The organism is Paenibacillus andongensis, assembly GCF_025369935.1.
Taxonomy (GTDB): Bacteria; Bacillota; Bacilli; order Paenibacillales; family NBRC-103111; genus Paenibacillus_E; species Paenibacillus_E andongensis.
Genome location: NZ_CP104467.1, coordinates 1,383,405 through 1,401,305, shown reverse-complemented (window position 1 = coordinate 1,401,305; position 17,901 = coordinate 1,383,405). Strand labels below are relative to the sequence as shown.

At 45.8% G+C, this 17,901-nt stretch carries 13 protein-coding genes; 7 read left to right on the top strand and 6 right to left on the bottom strand.

What is annotated here, in order from left to right; translation table 11 throughout:
• Positions 1 to 132 precede the first annotated feature (132 nt).
• The 3 genes from NYR53_RS06380 to NYR53_RS06370 are packed head-to-tail and all read left to right on the top strand — an operon-like array spanning position 133 to position 3,869.
• Positions 133 to 1,599: a spore germination protein gene (locus tag NYR53_RS06380; protein WP_261304423.1), complete on the top strand. Its 1,467-nt coding sequence runs from the start codon at positions 133 to 135 to the stop codon at positions 1,597 to 1,599.
• Positions 1,600 to 1,628: 29 nt separating this feature from the next.
• Positions 1,629 to 2,723: a GerAB/ArcD/ProY family transporter gene (locus NYR53_RS06375; RefSeq protein WP_261304422.1), complete on the top strand. Its 1,095-nt coding sequence runs from the start codon at positions 1,629 to 1,631 to the stop codon at positions 2,721 to 2,723.
• A 15-nt stretch (positions 2,724 to 2,738) separates the two neighbouring features.
• Positions 2,739 to 3,869, top strand: coding sequence for a Ger(x)C family spore germination protein (locus NYR53_RS06370; protein ID WP_261304421.1), 1,131 nt, complete (start codon positions 2,739 to 2,741; stop codon positions 3,867 to 3,869).
• 125 nt (positions 3,870 to 3,994) lie between these two features.
• On the opposite strand, the gene NYR53_RS06365 is transcribed toward NYR53_RS06370, so the two are convergent.
• From NYR53_RS06365 to NYR53_RS06350, 4 genes are read right to left on the bottom strand one after another with little or no spacing between them, the layout of a single operon-like run.
• Positions 3,995 to 4,831, bottom strand: a complete 837-nt coding sequence (locus tag NYR53_RS06365) for a sugar phosphate isomerase/epimerase family protein (RefSeq protein WP_261304420.1) — start codon at positions 4,829 to 4,831, stop codon at positions 3,995 to 3,997.
• 31 nt (positions 4,832 to 4,862) lie between these two features.
• Positions 4,863 to 5,867, bottom strand: a complete 1,005-nt coding sequence (locus tag NYR53_RS06360) for a proline racemase family protein (protein WP_261304419.1) — start codon at positions 5,865 to 5,867, stop codon at positions 4,863 to 4,865.
• 39 nt (positions 5,868 to 5,906) lie between these two features.
• Entirely contained in the window at positions 5,907 to 6,929 is a 1,023-nt protein-coding gene (locus NYR53_RS06355; protein WP_261304418.1) for a proline racemase family protein, read from the bottom strand.
• Positions 6,926 to 8,116 (bottom strand): NAD(P)/FAD-dependent oxidoreductase, encoded by a 1,191-nt coding sequence (locus tag NYR53_RS06350; protein ID WP_261306293.1) that lies wholly within the window; start codon positions 8,114 to 8,116, stop codon positions 6,926 to 6,928. Before NYR53_RS06350 ends, NYR53_RS06355 begins: the two co-directional genes overlap by 4 nt.
• A 165-nt stretch (positions 8,117 to 8,281) precedes the next feature.
• Here NYR53_RS06350 and NYR53_RS06345 point away from each other — a divergent pair, with 165 nt between their 5' ends.
• Positions 8,282 to 10,039, top strand: a complete 1,758-nt coding sequence (locus tag NYR53_RS06345) for a sigma-54 interaction domain-containing protein (RefSeq protein WP_261304417.1) — start codon at positions 8,282 to 8,284, stop codon at positions 10,037 to 10,039.
• Between the two features lie 299 nt (positions 10,040 to 10,338).
• Here the strand turns inward: NYR53_RS06345 and NYR53_RS06340 are convergent, their stop codons facing one another.
• On the bottom strand, positions 10,339 to 11,445 hold the full coding sequence (locus tag NYR53_RS06340; RefSeq protein ID WP_261304416.1) for a M24 family metallopeptidase: 1,107 nt from the start codon (positions 11,443 to 11,445) through the stop codon (positions 10,339 to 10,341).
• A gap of 163 nt (positions 11,446 to 11,608) precedes the next feature.
• Between NYR53_RS06340 and NYR53_RS06335 the strand changes: the two genes are divergently transcribed.
• The 3 genes from NYR53_RS06335 to NYR53_RS06325 are packed head-to-tail and all read left to right on the top strand — an operon-like array spanning position 11,609 to position 13,403.
• Positions 11,609 to 11,875: a (2Fe-2S)-binding protein gene (locus NYR53_RS06335; protein WP_261304415.1), complete on the top strand. Its 267-nt coding sequence runs from the start codon at positions 11,609 to 11,611 to the stop codon at positions 11,873 to 11,875.
• Positions 11,872 to 12,210 (top strand): (2Fe-2S)-binding protein, encoded by a 339-nt coding sequence (locus tag NYR53_RS06330; RefSeq protein ID WP_261304414.1) that lies wholly within the window; start codon positions 11,872 to 11,874, stop codon positions 12,208 to 12,210. The genes NYR53_RS06335 and NYR53_RS06330 overlap by 4 nt, the downstream gene beginning before the upstream one ends.
• Positions 12,207 to 13,403: an NAD(P)/FAD-dependent oxidoreductase gene (locus NYR53_RS06325; protein ID WP_261304413.1), complete on the top strand. Its 1,197-nt coding sequence runs from the start codon at positions 12,207 to 12,209 to the stop codon at positions 13,401 to 13,403. The genes NYR53_RS06330 and NYR53_RS06325 overlap by 4 nt, the downstream gene beginning before the upstream one ends.
• A 1,005-nt stretch (positions 13,404 to 14,408) precedes the next feature.
• Here NYR53_RS06325 and NYR53_RS06320 read toward each other — a convergent pair.
• On the bottom strand, positions 14,409 to 17,834 hold the full coding sequence (locus NYR53_RS06320) for an SGBP N-terminal domain-containing protein (RefSeq protein WP_261304412.1): 3,426 nt from the start codon (positions 17,832 to 17,834) through the stop codon (positions 14,409 to 14,411).
• Positions 17,835 to 17,901 lie beyond the last annotated feature (67 nt).

The window sequence follows — 17,901 nt, the reverse complement described above, 5'->3', positions numbered from 1 at the left end:
GTTTCATATATATCACCTGAATCCAATGTCCCCGAAAACACCGTTCTTTATTCATGGTTGTTCAATGTTTAAAAATACTCACTAAGGAAAAAATAGGAATTAATAACCGAGGGCGGTGTAAATTCACGTAAGATGAACAAGGCTAACCAAACAAATATTCAACTCGATATGCAAGCGAGTATCGATGCGATCAAGGCAGATTTGTACGATACAGGAGATTTGGTTGTAAAAAAAATCGAGTTTGAGAACAACCATGTGATTGGTATCTTGTACCTAGGAGGCCTTGCTGATCCGACCGACTTGTTAAATAGATTAGTGAAATTTCCCGAAATAACAAACGATGAAATTGGAATCATAGATTACTTAGTAACTTTGCTTGAAATTAGATCTAACAACTGCGTGGAAACCATCGAAGAAGCAGTTGAAGAGTTAATCAGTGGTTGTACCATTTTTCTATTGGAAGGTGTAGCTCAAGCTTTAGCGGTAGATACAATTTCCGTCCAAACGAGATCTGTTAAAGAGCCAGAAAACGAGGTCTCGATCAAAGGACCACATGATGGTTTTACCGAGTCGTTAACGAACAACATCGCGTTAGTTCGCTTTCACTGCAAATCTTCGAGGCTCAAAGTGGAGTATAAGAAGATAGGTTCATACACGAAGAATACGATTGCCATATTATCCATTCAAGGTATCGTTAGCGATAAAATCTTGCAGGAAGTGCATAATCGAATCTCAAACATTCCTGAAGAAGATATTCTTGATGTCAACTATGTGGAGGAATGGTTGACCGATAACAGGATGACGCTGTTCCCTCTAATAGAAACCACAGAGCGACCAGATAAAGTGGTGGGCGCACTACTAGACGGAAGAGTCGTTATCATGCTAAATGCGGTGCCGGGGTCTTTGATTGTCCCTTATGTATTTTTTCAGTCGCTCCAGGTGAGTGAAGATTATTACTGGCGCTATCATGTCTCAACCATTCTTAGGTTGTTACGGTTACTTTGTACCTTTATTACATTGTTCTTGCCCGCTTTCTACATTGCAACGGTAACCTATCACCCGGAGTTCCTTCCAACACCCTTATTAATGAGTGTCGTCCAAGGAAGCGAACCTGTTCCTTATCCTACATTAGTTGAAGTCCTGCTGATGGAGGGAGTATTTGAGATTTTGCGCGAAGCAGGCATTCGGTTGCCTAAACAAGTTGGTTCTGCGGTCAGTATCGTGGGTGCGCTTGTTCTGGGGCAAGCAGCTGTGCAGGCGGGAATTGTCTCGCCAGAGACGGTTATTCTCGTTGCCTTCACAGGCATTTGCTCCTTTACGATTCCTGCCACCAGCGCTGCCTTCGCCGTTCGTTTTGTTCGGTTCATTGTTATTCTCTTAGCAGGAATTTTAGGTTATGTAGGTTTGATGGCAGCTGCCATTTTAATTTTTATACACTTAACTTCCTTGCGTTCCTTTGGTGTGCCTTATCTTTCTCCTTTGGCCCCATTTAATTGGTCCGATAGCATTGATACATTTTTACGCCGCCCAATAACATTGAATAAGAAACGCTCATCTCTTTTTCGAGTGAAAGAATCCATGCGCTCTGGAAAGAAATAGTACCAAGAACTTGTGTAGGGTGGTTAGCAATGGAAAAAGAGGTCATTTCAAATCGACAGTTCATGCAGCTGCTTGCCGTTCTCTCCATCGCCACAACCATTTTATACGTTCCACAGTCCCTTACTTCTACGACCGGCAGAGACGGTTGGCTTTTTATATTTATCTTCGGACTTTTTGGATGTATAAACATCCTGCTGTTTATTGTTCTAGAAAGACTTTTTCCTGGAAAAAGTTTTTTTCAAATTAATCGTATTGTGTTCGGGCGCATTGTAGGAGGATTATTAAACTTTGCCTATATTTTTTATTTTATTGATTTATGTACGTGGGTGATGCGTGAGTTTACTGATTTCTTTCTTATTACAATAGAACCTTCCACTCCCTTCTCTGTTTTTCTAATTGTTGCAATTGTTCTATCTTCATATGCAGTATTTCATGGTATGGAAGTGATTTCTCGCATGAATGAAGTCATTTTTTTCATCACTTTTTGTGCTTATCTCATACTTTGCTTACTCCTGGTCAATCAGTATCATCCTGAATATTTATTGCCTATTTTGGAAAATGGCCTTTTCAAGCCATTGAAATTTTGGGCAGTGCCGACGTCCTTCTTTGGAGATGCTTTTATCGTTTGCATGTTTATCAACCATGTTCGGAAAACAAAACATACACCTGTTTACGCGGCCATAGGGATGCTTCTAGCTACCTTACTTTCCTGCATACTCGTTTTGGTTTCCACGATGACTCTGGGAGCAGAAACAACGGAAAAACTAACATATCCGACGCTGTCACTGATTCGCAACATCAATATTGCCAACATCGTGGATCGGATTGATATGTTTGTTGTAACGATTTGGATGCTTGGCATTTTCATCAAGTTCTCCTTTTATTTCATGGGAAGTGTGTATGGTCTCTCCGAGGTGTTAAGCATAAAAAACCATCGTTGGCTCATTCTGCCCATCGCTCTTTGTATGTTTATTCATACCAAATTTAAAGTATCCAGCTTGGTACAATTATCGACAATTTATAATGTGAAACCGTGGTATTTCCAAACTTTTCAACTATATCTTCCAATTTTAATCCTGCTAGTGGCCCTGATTGTCCGCAAAAGAAAGAGCAAACAACCGTAACAGGAGGAGAATCTCATGCCTAAGCGGGTCATTTCTATTATGGTTTTGATTATAATGTTATCGACATTGACGGGTTGTTGGGGGAGGGAGGAGCTAAATGAAATAGCCATTGTTCATACGCTTACTATCGATAAAGAAGAAAATAATAACATTCGTGTAACAGTTGAAATATCGCAGACGGTTCCACAGGGTCAGGCACCTTCAGGGCTTAGAGGAAATCCCGTGTACCTCTCTGAGGTAGGGGAAACGATTTTTGATATTGCCAGGAAATTGAGTGCTAATACGAGCAGAACGTTGATTTGGGGGCATATTAGCGGCATTGTTTTCAGTAAAGAGGTGGCACAGGAAGGATTAAAGAAACATTTTGATATACTCACTCGTTTACGTCATTTTCGAAACATGACGAATGTGTACATTACAGACGGAAAAGCAAAGGATATCCTTTCAGCCGACGTTCCGCTGCAAAAATTGACCTCAATTGGGCTTACTGGGCTTATCAAAGCGCAAAAAAGCAACGCTAGTACCAAACGAGTAACACAAATGCAAGTATTTCAGACGTTAACTAATGATTACAACGATTTGACTATACCGGCGTTGCATGTGTATAAGCATCCCACAACAGAGAAATTGAACTTGCGCGTTGGAGGCATGTACGTCTTTGCCCAAGACAAACTGATTTCCTATATGGACGGAGAGAAAACCAAGTCTTATCTTCGAGCTATCAATGAATCGAAAGAGGCAGAGGAGACGCTTCATTCACAAGAGAAAACGAAGTCCTTTTCTTTTGAAAACACCCATAACTCAGCGAAGATCATACCTCACCTGCAAAATGGTATTCCATCAGTTACGATAGAACTTCACGCTGAATTTGACGTAGCAGAGGTACAAAAAGAAACGAAGATCGACCCTGAACAACTTGAAAAGTGGAAAGATCAACTGAATGATTCGTTAAAGGAGCAGATGATGGCGTTTATTGCTTATACGAAAAAAAATAAGGTCGATCTCATCGGAATTAAAGAAATCGTTCACCGGAAGTACCCCAAGCAGTGGAAAGACCTCGAAAAGGACTGGGATAAGATTTATCCAGAGATTCAATTCCAAGTTGTGGTTAAGAGTAAAATCGAGCACACCTTCTTGCTTTTATAAAAAAACCGTCAGGGAACATCTGACGGTCCTATTAGGTTTAGGCTGACCAGCCTGACCAGCCTGACCAGCCTGACCAGTCCGACCAGCCTCGATCTGCAAAAAGTACATCTTTCGAACCCGAACCCTTATTTCATCAATGCTCTGACGATGCCCTTGATATGACAGATGGATTGTTGGGTATATCGATCATGAAGTGCGCCGGATTCGCTTTGTTGAGCCGCCATGTACGGATTAGATACCGGTGGCATAAATTCCATGGTAATGCACCCTTGGTAACCGAGCTCATACAAAGTTCTAAATACTTCTTCAAAGTTGGTTTGGCCTAAACCGGCCGCTTCTCTCGTGTTGTCAGCGATATGAACATGAGCCAAATAGGGAGCTATGTTCTGAAGTGCAGTTCTGTGGCTTCTTTCCTCCAAATTCATATGAAACAAATCAGCCATGATTCGTACACTGCTTTGGTTCACCTCTTGGGCCAGCTGTTTAGCCGCGCTTAATGTATTGACCAAATAGGTTTCAAATCGATTTAACGCCTCGATCGCCAGAACGATGTTTTTCGATTTCGCGTAGTCCCCTGCATCTTGAAGGCTGGAGACTGCCAGCTTCCATTCTTCCTGAAAGGTCGAATCTGGGGCGCTTTTTCCAACAGGCGACGGAACGACGATGACAACAGAAGCCCCTAACCGTACAGCCATGTCGACACATGACTTCACATATTGAACGGCATGACTCCGTATTTCCTCGTTAGGACTAGAGAGATCGCGATCCAAAGTATAAATTCCGCATATGGAGGTGCATGTCAAACCATACTTGTTTAGCAGTGATTGAACAGCACTCAAGTCCATCTTATCAGGTTCACCAGCAAGCTCCACACCGTCATAACCGTACTTTTTCAATCTGGCTAGACTCGTTTCCAAATCTTCATTTCCGTAGATCCATTGCGTTACGCTATATGAATACATGTACGCTGCCTCCTTAGTCCTCCTGCTTCCATTAACCCAGAAGGAAGCCTTCCCCGAGCGGGTCAGATGGGTCGACGATAAACTGATGTGTCCCAGTAATGAAAGCTCTCCCTTGAATAAGAGGAACGATAGCTTCATATTTAGCCACTTTCACCGTTTCCATGACGCGTCCCGTAAACTGACTGTCTACAATACTTTCATGCACAAAGTATTGACCGATCTCTAACTCGCCACGGGCATGCAATACCGCCATACGCGCACAAGTTCCCGTTCCGCAAGGCGAACGGTCAATTTGCGCATCTGCGAAAATCGTCACATTGCGCAAATGCGAGCCCTCCTTGCGCGGAGAATCGGAAACGATCACGCCATAAATGCCCTGCAGCTGCGGCTCTAAGGGATGGCTAACCGTCATATGGCTCTCAATATAGGCTTTAATCGCAGAGCCCCACTCTTGGAGCTTAGACAGATCAGCAATGTCAACTGAGCTGCCAAGCTCCTCTGCATAGACAATCGCATAGAAGGCGCCGCCAAAAGCAATGTCTACTGTGAAAGATTTGCCTAGAACTTCTACTCGTACGTCTTGAGCGAAAACGAACGATGGAACGTTCAGAAACGAAACCGATTTCACCTCTGTGCCATCACATTCGGCTTTCGCAAACACTTTTCCGGCCGGAGTATCAATAATAATCTGCGAGCGTTCCTCCACTTGCGGAAGAAAGCCCATTTCGATGGCGGCCGTTACCACAGCAATAATGCCATGCCCGCACATCGTGCTGAATCCTTCGTTATGCATAAACAGTACACCGAAGTCGGCATCTGGACTTACTGGCGATGTGATTACACAACCGTACATCCCATTGTGCCCTCGCGGTTCAAACATGAGCACCTTCCGAATGTAATCATAATGTTCGCGGAAATAAGCCCTTCTCGCAAGGATGGTATCGCCTTTTAAAGGTGGAATCCCCCCTGTAATAATACGCAGTGGCTCTCCTCCCGTATGCGCGTCAATCGTTGTATAATACTGCTTCAGTTCCATCGTTTGCCCTCCCATTTAAACTACTATTTGCGGCAATCTTCAGTGATCTTCTGCAGGCGGAATCAATAAAAAGCCTTCGTCAAGCTCATCATCCTCATGCATAAAAAATGTGTGCATCCCCGTCATCCATGCCGAACCTTCAATTCTTGTCACCACAGCCGGGAAGCGGCCTACCTGCGTCGTGCTGACAACCCTGGCGCGGAACAGCGAACCGACAATACTTTCGTGTACAAACTCTTCGTTCATACGAATTTCCCCTTTGCTGAACATCACCGCAAGCTTAGCCGACGTTCCTGTGCCACAAGGCGAGCGGTCAATTCCGCCAGGAGGGACGATCACGGTATTTTTCACATGGGCATCCGGATGCGTCGGGTCTGTATAAAATTCAACGTGGGTTAATCCTCTTATATAAGGAGCCTCCGGATGCACCACGCCCACCGATTGGTTAATCGCTTTGCGCAAGTTTACGGCCATTTGCACAATAGTTTCTGCGTTAGATGGCGTAAGCTCAAGCCCCAACACCCGGGCATCCGTTATCGCGTAAAAGTTGCCCCCGTATGCGATGTCGCAGTAGACGCCGCCCAATCCCTCAGCTTCTACCTTTACATGCTTATATAAAAATGCGGGAACATTTTGAAAAGCTACTTTTTGCACCTTCCCGTTTTGCACTGCAAGCTCCGCTTCCACCAGTCCCGCAGGCGTATCGAGCTTCAAATACGTCGTAGGCTCTGTGACGGGGATCATTCCAGTCTCGACTAATGCCGTACAAACGCCTATAGTGTCATGACCGCACATCGGTAAATAACCGCCGGTTTCGATATAGATCACGCCGATATCCGCCTCCGGATGGCAAGGTTCCACGAGGAGGGCGCCTGACATGATGCCGTGCCCCCTTGGTTCGAACATCAATATTTTTCGAATCCAATCATATTCCGTTTTCATTTGCAGCATTTTTTCCGACATCGTTGACCCTACCAGTTTGGGAAGTCCGCTGATCACCGTTCTCGTAGGATTTCCGCCGGTATGCGTATCAACGGTCGTAAACACTTTTTTACTCTTCACGCAGGATCCACCCTTTCCTGAAATCTCTCAAACTTTAACGGTTCGGTTGAAATGATCGTTTCAGACTGCTCCGTCATGATTTGGCTCATCAGTTTCCCTGTCACCGCAGCTAAGCTGATGCCATCTCCTTCATGGCCTGCCGCGATATAATAGCCTGGCACCTCATTGACTGCAGAAACGATCGGCAAATGATCCTTCGTCCATGGCCGAAGTCCCGTATAAGTACGAATAATTTGAAAATCTCCGATTTTGGGATAAAAACGAAGCGTTCTTCTCGCCATGCAACGTATAACTTCCATATTCACTTGGGTATCAAAACCGACAAACTCCCGACTGCTGCCAATCAAAAAGTTTTGGCTTTCAGTAGGTTCGAAAACGAGTGCAACGCCATATTTTTCCGTGAGCGGGTCAACTTTGCGCTGGCCGCCGAATTTGGAGATCAAATACCCGAACTCCATCACTTTCCGCAGGCCAACTGGAACTTGGCGCGAGGCAACGATCAGATGCCCTTTCCGAGGCACAATCGGTATGTCCAAGCCGACCATGCGGCCAATATGCGGAGCCCATACACCTGCTGCATTCACGACTTTTTTAGCTGTAAAATCTCCCTGATTCGTATTGATCTTGAAATTCCCTGTAACGAGATCTCTGCCCATGGAAGTAACTTCCGTTTTCAAGCAGACACGGGCACCATATTTTTTTTGAGCATCATCAAATAAGGAGTAAGTAAGCAGATAAGGATTGACGGTCGAATCCGTGCCGCACTCGAGTCCGCCCGGAAGATCGTCGGCCAGAAACGGCGACTCTTGGCGAATGTCCTGCCGGTCCAGCATCCGAAACGGAAGGCCTAACGCCTTCTGCCGATTCACCCACATCTGCGCCGCCTCCATTTCTTCATCCGTTTCACAGACGAGAATGCTGCCTGGCGCCCTATATTCGAAAGGACATGCCAATTCCCGGCTCAGTTCATCGATGATCTGTTGGCTGACCAGCGACATTTGACTATCAAAGCCTGGATCTTTATCGATAGCTAAAATGTTGCCGTCGCAGCGAGATGACGTGCCGCTCGCCAATTCCCCTTTCTCAAGCACGGTTACGTCCAACCCTTGTTTACTCAAAAAATAAGCAATGGCTGAACCGACGATTCCACCTCCAATAATGACAACTTCCGCATGAGTCACACCCATAGACATATTCCCTTTCCAACGTGTAGATTCATCACTCACACATTTCTAATAAGCAATTTCCATGCCAAATCGCCGAGCCATTTGTGTCTAAAAAATTTTACACATATTCACATGAAGCGTATAATTTTAAACAAAACGCTACCCATATAAGGCGAGGTCATGATCATGAAGCACAAAGCCCCTATCCTTGAAGATTTGATTCAGAACAATTATTGTTTCATTGAAAAAGAGGACGATGCGGAAGCTCGGTTTGCCCAATATGTATCCACCCTGCTGCCGAATCAAAAAACGGTTCTTTTTTATAAAGACGGCTTGAAGCTTTATTATTACGTCGGAGAACACCCGGCTAGCGGGCTTAGCTGGATGAATGTGCCTTGGCAAACCGCCCTATCCGTCTCCCAAAAGACGCCGATGGACGCTGTCATCCCGTTTTTTCACGAAACCGATTACATCCTTGTAAGTAATGCTGCCGACCAGCCGATCGGTTATATAACCGCTGCCAATATGCTTACTGCCTTTCATCAAGCACACCAAGTCTTGGAAGCTTATTTCGAGTCCATGATCGACACGATGGATGCCTCCATCTCCATGATTGATGATCAAGAACGGACGGTCGTGTGGACCAAAGGTGCTGAGCAAATCTTTTCTATAAAAGCCAACGACATTCTTAACAAACCCATGGCCGATTTCTTCCCTGCTGATATGATGCAAATCTTAAAAACCCATAAAACCGGTGATTCTGTGTTTCGCAAGCTGCATCAACCGCGACCCGATTTATATGTCCTGATTAACTCGAACCCTATTCGCCTGAATGGGCAAATCATCGGCTCCGTCGTTGCAGAAACCGATATCACCAGTGAGGTCAGGTTGAATCAGGAACTTTTCAACGCCACTTCCAAGGTCCATCAACTGCAGCAGCAGATGGCCCAGCTTCAACCATCGACCGATCCATTCAGTCCAATCAAAGGGACGAGCAGCGCTATTAAGCGAACGATAGACATGTGTAAAAAAGTTGGCACGACCAAAGCAACGGTGCTCATTCTCGGTGAAACCGGTGTCGGCAAGGAGCTTTTCGCCAAAGCCATTCATGATGTGCGTGAACAATCGAACGCCCCTTTTATCGCGATCAACTGCGGTGCCATTTCTCCATCTTTATTTGAAAGCGAATTGTTCGGATATGAAAAAGGCGCCTTTTCTGGGGCTGACAACAACGGTAAGAAGGGGAAAATACAACTTGCGACAGGCGGCACCTTATTTTTGGATGAAATTGGTGAAATGCCGCTCGATATGCAGGTCAAGCTTCTGCGAGTGCTGCAGGAGAGAACCTATTACGCCGTTGGCGGAACCAAGCAATTGAAAGCCGATATTCGAATCATCGCCGCTACCAATCGCGATTTGGACGCCCAAGTCAAGAACGGGTTGTTCCGCGAAGACCTTTACTACCGCTTGAATGTGGTTACGATTGACATTCCCCCGCTTCGCGAGAGAAAAGAAGATATCATCGAACTGACGCATTGTTTCTTGAACGAATTTTCAAGTAGCTACAACCGATTCATTCAGCATATCCCTCAAGATGTCTTGTTGGATCTGCTGCATTACAGTTGGCCCGGCAATATAAGAGAGTTGCGGAACACGATTGAACGATTGGTCATTTTTGCTGCAGACGGATCGGTGAAAAGAGATGACCTGCCAATGTCGATCTATGCCAGTAATACCAGTAAACATAAGGATGAATCTCCTCCCCATGAGGAGGTTCCGAATGTGATCCAATCCTTAGAGAAGGAGTTGGAAGTTCATGAGAAACAGATCATCATCAAAGCTTTGGAGCTGGAGAAAGGCAACAAGCTGGCAGCTGCCAAACGGCTCGGCCTCTCACGCGCAACGCTGTACAACAAGATGAACAAGCTTGGTTTTGCTGAGTGAATCGTTCTAATTGATAAAGATGGCTCCTGTGTTCGGTATTCGCAGGTAGTCATCTTTTTATCGTCCAGATTGGTTGGTTGATAAAAACCGTCTATTCATTTATTGTGCCGCTTCAAAACTGGTAGTCATAACTCCAAAAAATTCGATTTTATTGAGTTGTGATCGAGGCCGCTTGGAGCTATCGCCACTCACCCGCCATACGTGTGATTTTGGTCAAAGGCGATTCTGTACATGCGGTATGAGGAAGAGGTTGTCCCTTAGTCAATTCAATGACTTCTGGGACAACCTCTTTTGCGTGCTTATAATCTGCGCAATTGCTTGGGATAGCGTGTCAACACTTCGACCTGGCCATTGGGCTGCACGTACACATCGTCCTCGATTCGAACGCCACCAAGTGTCGGCAAGTATATGCCCGGTTCAATCGTGAATACATGGCCCGGCTCAATGAGCATCTTGTTTTCACCGTTAATCGAAGGATCTTCATGCACATCCAGACCTAAGCCGTGACCGATCCGATTATTAAAATAAGCACCATATCCTTTTGCTTCTATGACACCTCGCCCCGTTTGATCGATGACTCCGTATGGCGTGCCCACTTTGACAGCCTGAATGGCTGCCAAATTCGCGGTTAACACAGTTTCATAAATCGTTTCCTGTTCCTTGGTTCCTTCTCCAATTAAAAACGTACGGGTAATATCCGAACAAAACCCGCCCGCATAAACGCCAAAATCGAAGAGCAAAAAATCATTCTCCTGAATCGGATAAGCGCCTGGTTTACCGTGAGGCAAGGATGACCGTTTTCCGGTTAAAATAATCGATTCAAATGCCGGCTTATCGCCACCGAACATCCTCATTTTATACTCCAGTTCAGCTGCAAGCTCCTGTTCCATCATACCCACTCTAACTTTTTGCACGGTGATTTCAAGCACTTTTTCGGCAATATCAATCGCCCGGCGGATGCTGACAAGATCTTGTTCAGACTTAACCAGCCGCTCTTGTATAATAAAGGGTTCGATATCCGTGTAATGCACATCGGGAAACAATGTCTGCAGCTGCTCCACCCTGTGAAGGCTGATCGCTTTTTTCTCCAATCCCAACGTGCCGATGCGTGTTCTGCCCACTTTGTCTTTCAACAGAGCGTAAGGATTCTCACTATCCGAACAGGGGATCACATCGCGAACGAATGAATGCTGCTGCGCTGCTTCCAAATCCAAGCCGGGAACAATCATGCTTTCACGAGCGCTGCCAATGTCGACGATAAGCGCCATGAATCGCTCATGCGGATTCGAATGGAACCCGGTAAAGAAATAAATATTCGTTGGATTCGTAATCAAGGCGATATCGATTTGCTTTTTCACCAAATAATCACGCAGTTTGTGCAATCTCAATTCATAAATGGAACTCATTCATATACCCTCCCATTTTCATATCAGTCGTCTTTAGATTAGCAAAAACCGTGCCAAAATTTCCAGCTTAACATTTGTCTGAACAGATTGGCGCGATTATTGCTAGAAACTTGTAAGAAGGAATCGCACTAAACCGAAAAGGAAGGAACGCCCCCCATTGAACATGACATCCGTTATTATTTGCCGATGCGAGGAAGTAAGTCTTGCTCATTTGCTTGAAACCTTCGAACGGCATCCTTGTTCTTCACGTGAATTGAAACTTCGCACCCGTGCAGGCATGGGTTATTGCGGTGGACGCACCTGCCGTTTACTAGTCGATAAGATCGTACAGGAGCTATCGGATACACCCATTTCAAATGAAATATCGCTGAAACATCAGCCCCCTATTCGACCTGTTTCCTTTCATAGTTTAGGAGGAGATCAGCCATGAGTTATGGACGGATTACAAACCACCCCATTTTAGGTGAATGTAGCGAACGAATCGGCATTTCCTTTCGTTTGGATGATCAGGAACATGAAGCTTATGAGGGTGAGACAATCGCCGCAGCGCTGCTCGCGCAAGGTATCCGCACGCTTCGTTACCACGAAGAGACCGGTACTCCTCGCGGCTTTTATTGCAACATCGGACACTGCTTCGAATGCCGTGTAACGGTCGACGGGATTGACGGACAAAGGGCATGCCTTACGCTGCTGAAAAGTGGGATGGATGTCCGCACAGGCAAGACACTGCCCACCCCGTTGAAGAAAGGAGCTCACCTTCCATGACAGACGTACTTATCGTCGGAGCCGGCCCCGCCGGTTTGTCAGCCGCAATCTCCTGTGCAGAGCGCGGGCTAAAAGTAACAGTTGTCGACGAATTCATGAAACCTGGAGGCAGGCTGCTAGGCCAGCTGCATCAAGAACCTAACGGGACATGGTGGAATGGGATTGAAGAGTCAGCCAAACTTCAGAATAAAGCCGTGACTCTTGGCGTGTTTATCGAACTTGGCGTTTCCGTTTACGACATTAAGCAATCAGCAGAAGGTTGGATTGTTTATACGTCGAGTGGTGTGAGGGAAGTGCCTGCGCTTCTGCTTGCCACAGGTGCGGCGGAGACCGCTGCCCCCATTCCAGGGTGGACGCTTCCGGGTGTCATGTCCATTGGCGCTGCTCAGGTGATGACGAATGTGCACAGGGTCCGCGTGGGCATGCGCGGAATCGTTGTGGGGATCAATGTGCTATCCATGGCCATTGCACGCGAACTTCAATTAGCTGGCATCGATATTGCCGCGATGGTGCTTCCCGCCAAAAACGTCATAAATACAGATGCGGGAGATCCCCATAAAGTGATGCAATCGATGCTGCGTCTCGGGCACCTTGCACCGTCCCCTATTCTTCGTCTTGGCAGCGGCTTGATGCGTTATTCCCCGCTGCAAACATGGGGACTTCGTCTATACCCGAAGAACGGTTTTAAAATTTGGGGGATCCCGATCCAACTGCGTAAGGCAGCCCTACAGATTGAAGGGGAGGAAAAAGTCGAGAGCGTGCAGCTGGCCGATCTGTCTCCAGACGGAGAAATCGCGGCTCATTCCACGCGAAGCGTTTCCGTCGATTTCGTCTGCATGGCGGGCAGTCTTTATCCATTAGCCGAACTGGCAGCTGTAGCCGGATGCCCCTTCCGCTTCGTTCCCGAATTAGGCGGACATGTCCCGCTCCACAACGCCCAGCTGCAAACACCGCTTACAGGCTTGTTCGTAGCTGGGAATATTACTGGAATTGAAAGCGCCAAGGTTGCCGCCGCCCAAGGAACGGTTGCAGGTATTTCGATCGCGACTTTTCGCGGGATTAGGGGGACGGATGAAGCGCTGCAGCGTGCAATACGCAAGGTATGGGAAGTACGTGAACAAGCGCTGATTCAATTTCACCCCCAGGTCGCGGAGGGGCGACGGCATATCGAATCGATGTATGACGAGGCTTAAAACGAAATGTTCACGTATCTCTATTCATCAGTACCAACTGCTTCTCGTCACAAAGTTGAGCATACGATACGATACGATACGATACGAACGGTACGGTACGGTACAATACGAAACAATACGCCCCCCCTTCCCGATTCTTGGATACAACGTTTGGTTTCGTTGATCTAAATTGAAAGGTTATGAGTATAGCGGTTACCAATGTTGTAATTCCTACAACAATTCACACGCCAAAAGGCTATTTTGCATTTTGGAGTTGTAATTCGTACAACATTTCGAGCCCATTTGTTGCTAAATCGCCTGTATTGGCCCTAATTGTTGTACATTGTGCAACAACGAAGGGAGAAAGGCGGGATCTAGACAGCAAATGTTGCACATTCTGCAACATGAATTAATAAAGAATAGGGATTCATTCAACCATGACGATGGATTCCGATTTATGAGACTTCCATTTAGAACTAGATTGGACGAATGAATCGACGGTCTGATGTATTCCAATATTTTAGACACTCAGTCGGCCTATCTGTCTAATTATTTAGACACTTTGTCATATTATTCTTTGCCCAAATCCTGCAAGTGAGCCTTCACAACGTACAAAACTCCTACTGGAGCTTGCGGAAGATCCCCTTTCAGACATTTGGGGAATGTGAATGTACTCCCTTTGCTTAGGTGTCATGAATCGTTTCATGCCACGTCGTGTTCTTGGTTCTTCTTCACCCTCCCACATATACCAAAAAGGGGCTGCCCCAAATGTAGAAACTACTTGGGGACAGCCCCTTTAGGTCTATTGACCTTTCTGGGACATTTGATTCGGTATTCAGAACGAAATTCAACCTTCCATTGGATTATTCCAATGGAATCGATTCTCAGGCTTCGAAATTCGAGTTTCTATTGGAGTAACTCCAATGAAATTAACGTTTAGGGTGCCAAATGGCTACTTCCACTGGATTAACTCCAATGGAATATAAGATTGCCGTTTACTCATTCACCGCGAGCTTGCTGATCGTTTTAGTCATTCTGGTTATTCTGATCGTGTTGATCGTTCTGATCATTCTTATCGCTCTTATCGTGCCCACCCTTTTTATTAGACGGTACTGCAGTGACGCTATGTCCAATTGGCACTTTGACTTCTGCGTAACTAATCGTAACACCGTTAACGGTTTTGGTTTCTGCCGGTATGGCTGACCCATTCACTTGGATATAACGGTATGAACCCGCAAACTGCGCTTCCCAAGTGATTCCTTTTGTACCGGAATTGTTTCTTAGAGTACTCTTTGTCGCACCGTCGTGTCTCAAGTAGACATCGTGATCTCCCAGAGAAATATGGTTAAGTTCCAGCCACTGAATGTCTTGCGGCAAACGGGATAGGGTAGACAACTTGTTTTGCGGCGCATTCGGAGTCATTCCCATCAATCCCTCAACCGTTTGGCTGATTAACGTATAAGAGACTTCCGGATAATCGCCGTTTGTCCCTTGGCTGCTTATCTCATGCGGTTCGTTTAACCTGTCGATGACATACTTCATCCACTTCCAACCTAATTCATTTTTTCCATAAGGGAAAAAGGTATCTGGCAAGTACGTGAATGCTTCGATATTTACCGGCGCCTGTCCGGGCGTTTCACTCATGCTGTCGATCAGCCCAAGGAATTGATCTGTCCGCTCACCGGCTTCGGTAATTTGCTTCATCGGCATGAACCAGCTCGCTTCTTTGCCAAAGCTGCTGTATGCTTTGCCGTCCGCTTCATAGCCTCGCACATAACCGGACTCAATTCCTTTGACTCCCCAGTCCGTGTTAAAGTATGTTTTAAACGCTCGTGCCTTTTCTTTAAACTCCTGGAACTTTTTCATGTCGCCCTTTTCTTTGGACATATTGGCATAAGCAAGCAGCGCTTGATACTGGGATGCAATGCCATCCCCCGCTTCCACGACAGCCTCGCCGCCACGTTCATCATAAGAAGCTGCACCATCGAAAATGCCTTTTCCTGTTCCTTCAGCGACACCGTTCTTTCTTTGTCCGTCATGCAGCGTAATAAAATCCGTCATTGCTTTATCGTAGTAGGTCCAAAGCGTCTCATCGTTCAAATAATTCTTGTCGCCGGTCCATAAGTACATGCTGTACGCTTTTTCAACAAGCTCGAACACAGCGGGAACTTCTCTGACAAAACTATTTGCATTACGATAGTCGAGTTTGAAAATCGAGCCATCGAAATTGAGCGCCCATGCCGGGTACCATTTTTGCGTTTCGTTCGCTGTTCCAGCAAATGCCTTCAACATGGAGAAATTTTCTCGATCCAGTCCTAGTAGATGCGCACCCGACATCTGATGAGCCATATCCCTGGAATAGAAGGCGTATCGGTGTGCATACCCGGCCCAGTAGGATGGCATATAATCCTTGATTTCAGGAGAGTTTCCAAATGTTTCATCTCTATTAATCAGACCTTGTTTACCCGTTCTTACATAAGACTTTGCTTTGGGCTTCGCCCAATTGAAAGCATCTTTTATTTTCGCATTGGAGGAATCGATCGTGATTTCTTTGTCAGCTACTGAACACTCCACTGTCCACAGCTGTATCGTGCCGTTCTTCCCTTGGAGCATATAGGTAACCGGATTGGTAAAATCTTTCACCTTTCCTGTTGGCGGAGCAACGGAAGCGCCCTCTGAAACGGCGATTTGCGGGGCAATCGCTTTCACATTCGTTCCATAAGGCACTGTAAACGAAACCTTTTTAGCAGTTCCATCCACTCTCGAAACGCCGACCTGATTGGGCACCGCGAAGGAAACGATATTGACAATTTCCGGAAGAGGATTCGTATTCCTAGTGTCACTCAACAAATAAGAGTCGTCAATTTCAACCCATTTGTCATTAGCGTTGATGCCTGTGAAATACACTTCAACAAGAGCGCCTTTTTCCAGTAATATGCCATTAAGCGTCTGTGTCACAGGTACACTGCTCTTAGGTATATCACCGCTTTTGATAATGCTGCCCTCAGGGAACCTGATGCCGAACTTTGCACCATTTTCATCAGCCATGTTAAATAAGGCCTGTAATTTATAATACCCTGTGGCAGGCACCGTTACGGTTTGGGACAAGTAAGAAGCTGCCCCCGGATCCAAATAAGCAATAACATTATCGCCTGACTTGTATGTAAACGCGCCTTCATAAAGCCAATGTTGTTTCGCAGCATCGAAATTTGAATTTCGGATTAAATTCTCAGCTAGTGGTCCAATCGGGTTGCTCATGGCTGCTTGCCCCTCCTTACCAAACAAATCTACGGGAGTTACTTCAAATCTCACATATTTCCCCTTAAGATCAACTGCAGTAACAAACGTTTTGTTTACTTGTCCATCAATGGGGTTATATTCGCCATCGCGCGTATCCGAAACCAACCATCTAAATCGGGTAGCTCCCTCTTTATGCCCATCTGGATCCGTGAAGGTATAGCTGCCGACCAGCTTCTGTTCTGTCCATTCGTTGCCTGTAACTGAAATATTAGAAGCTAGAGGCGCCGTATTGGGAAAGTTGTCAAAATCAAATTGAAAATTAAAGTTATCCGCCTCCATTCTTTTATTAGCTGATGATAAATAGATTTCAACCTCATCGTTTGCATGAAGCTGGATGCCTGTTACAACTTGCTGTTTGTATACACTTGCCGTCACCGACACGCTTTTAATATCCGTACCGTCTGCTCGTTTCACGCCAAAGCTGCCACCAGCCTCTTCAACATGGAGCAACGCTGAAAGTTTATAGTTTCCTGTTAAAGGGACTTTGATTTTTTGGAAAATGGTGCCGCCTGCCTCGAAGTATACAGCATTCGATACCGTATTGTTATAGGCGATTGTCGTAATTCCTGCCTGGCCCAAATACGCCCAATGGCCCAATCCACTTTCAAAACCTGGGTTAACCGCCAAGTTCACACTTTTGGTATCATCGCGAAGAAGTTCGAAATCATCGATATTCACCCAATTCGTTTGAGCGTTACCTCCGGTTACATATACCTCCACTTGATCGCCTGCGTTGAGCGTAATATTCGGAATCTCGTATCGTGTATAACTGGATTTACCTATCGTCGTGACGCTGTTTATTTCGCTTCCGCCAACTTTTTTGACGCCTAATGTACCCCCGGGTCCCCCTGTAGAAAACCAAGCAGATAAATGATAACTTCCTGTAACTGGGATGGTCACCTGTTGGGAAATCGTATTACTGCTGCCCGGATCTAACCAGGCTTGGTTTCTTCCAGATTTAACATTATTAGAAGCAACGCCGGCACTTCCGCTTTTAGCCCAATCAGCAATGCCTGATTCAAAACCTGGATTTTTAATCAAATTCTCCGCGTCTGCATGTACGTTAGTAATAGGAATAAATAGTTCATGAAATGTCGCAAACAAAAATGTTAGAACTACTAGAAGCGGCATCATCCTAATGTTTTTCTTCATATCTTCCCTCCTAAATGCAGCTTGAATATAGTACAATTGCGCAACAAAAAGAGGGGGAATCCCCCCC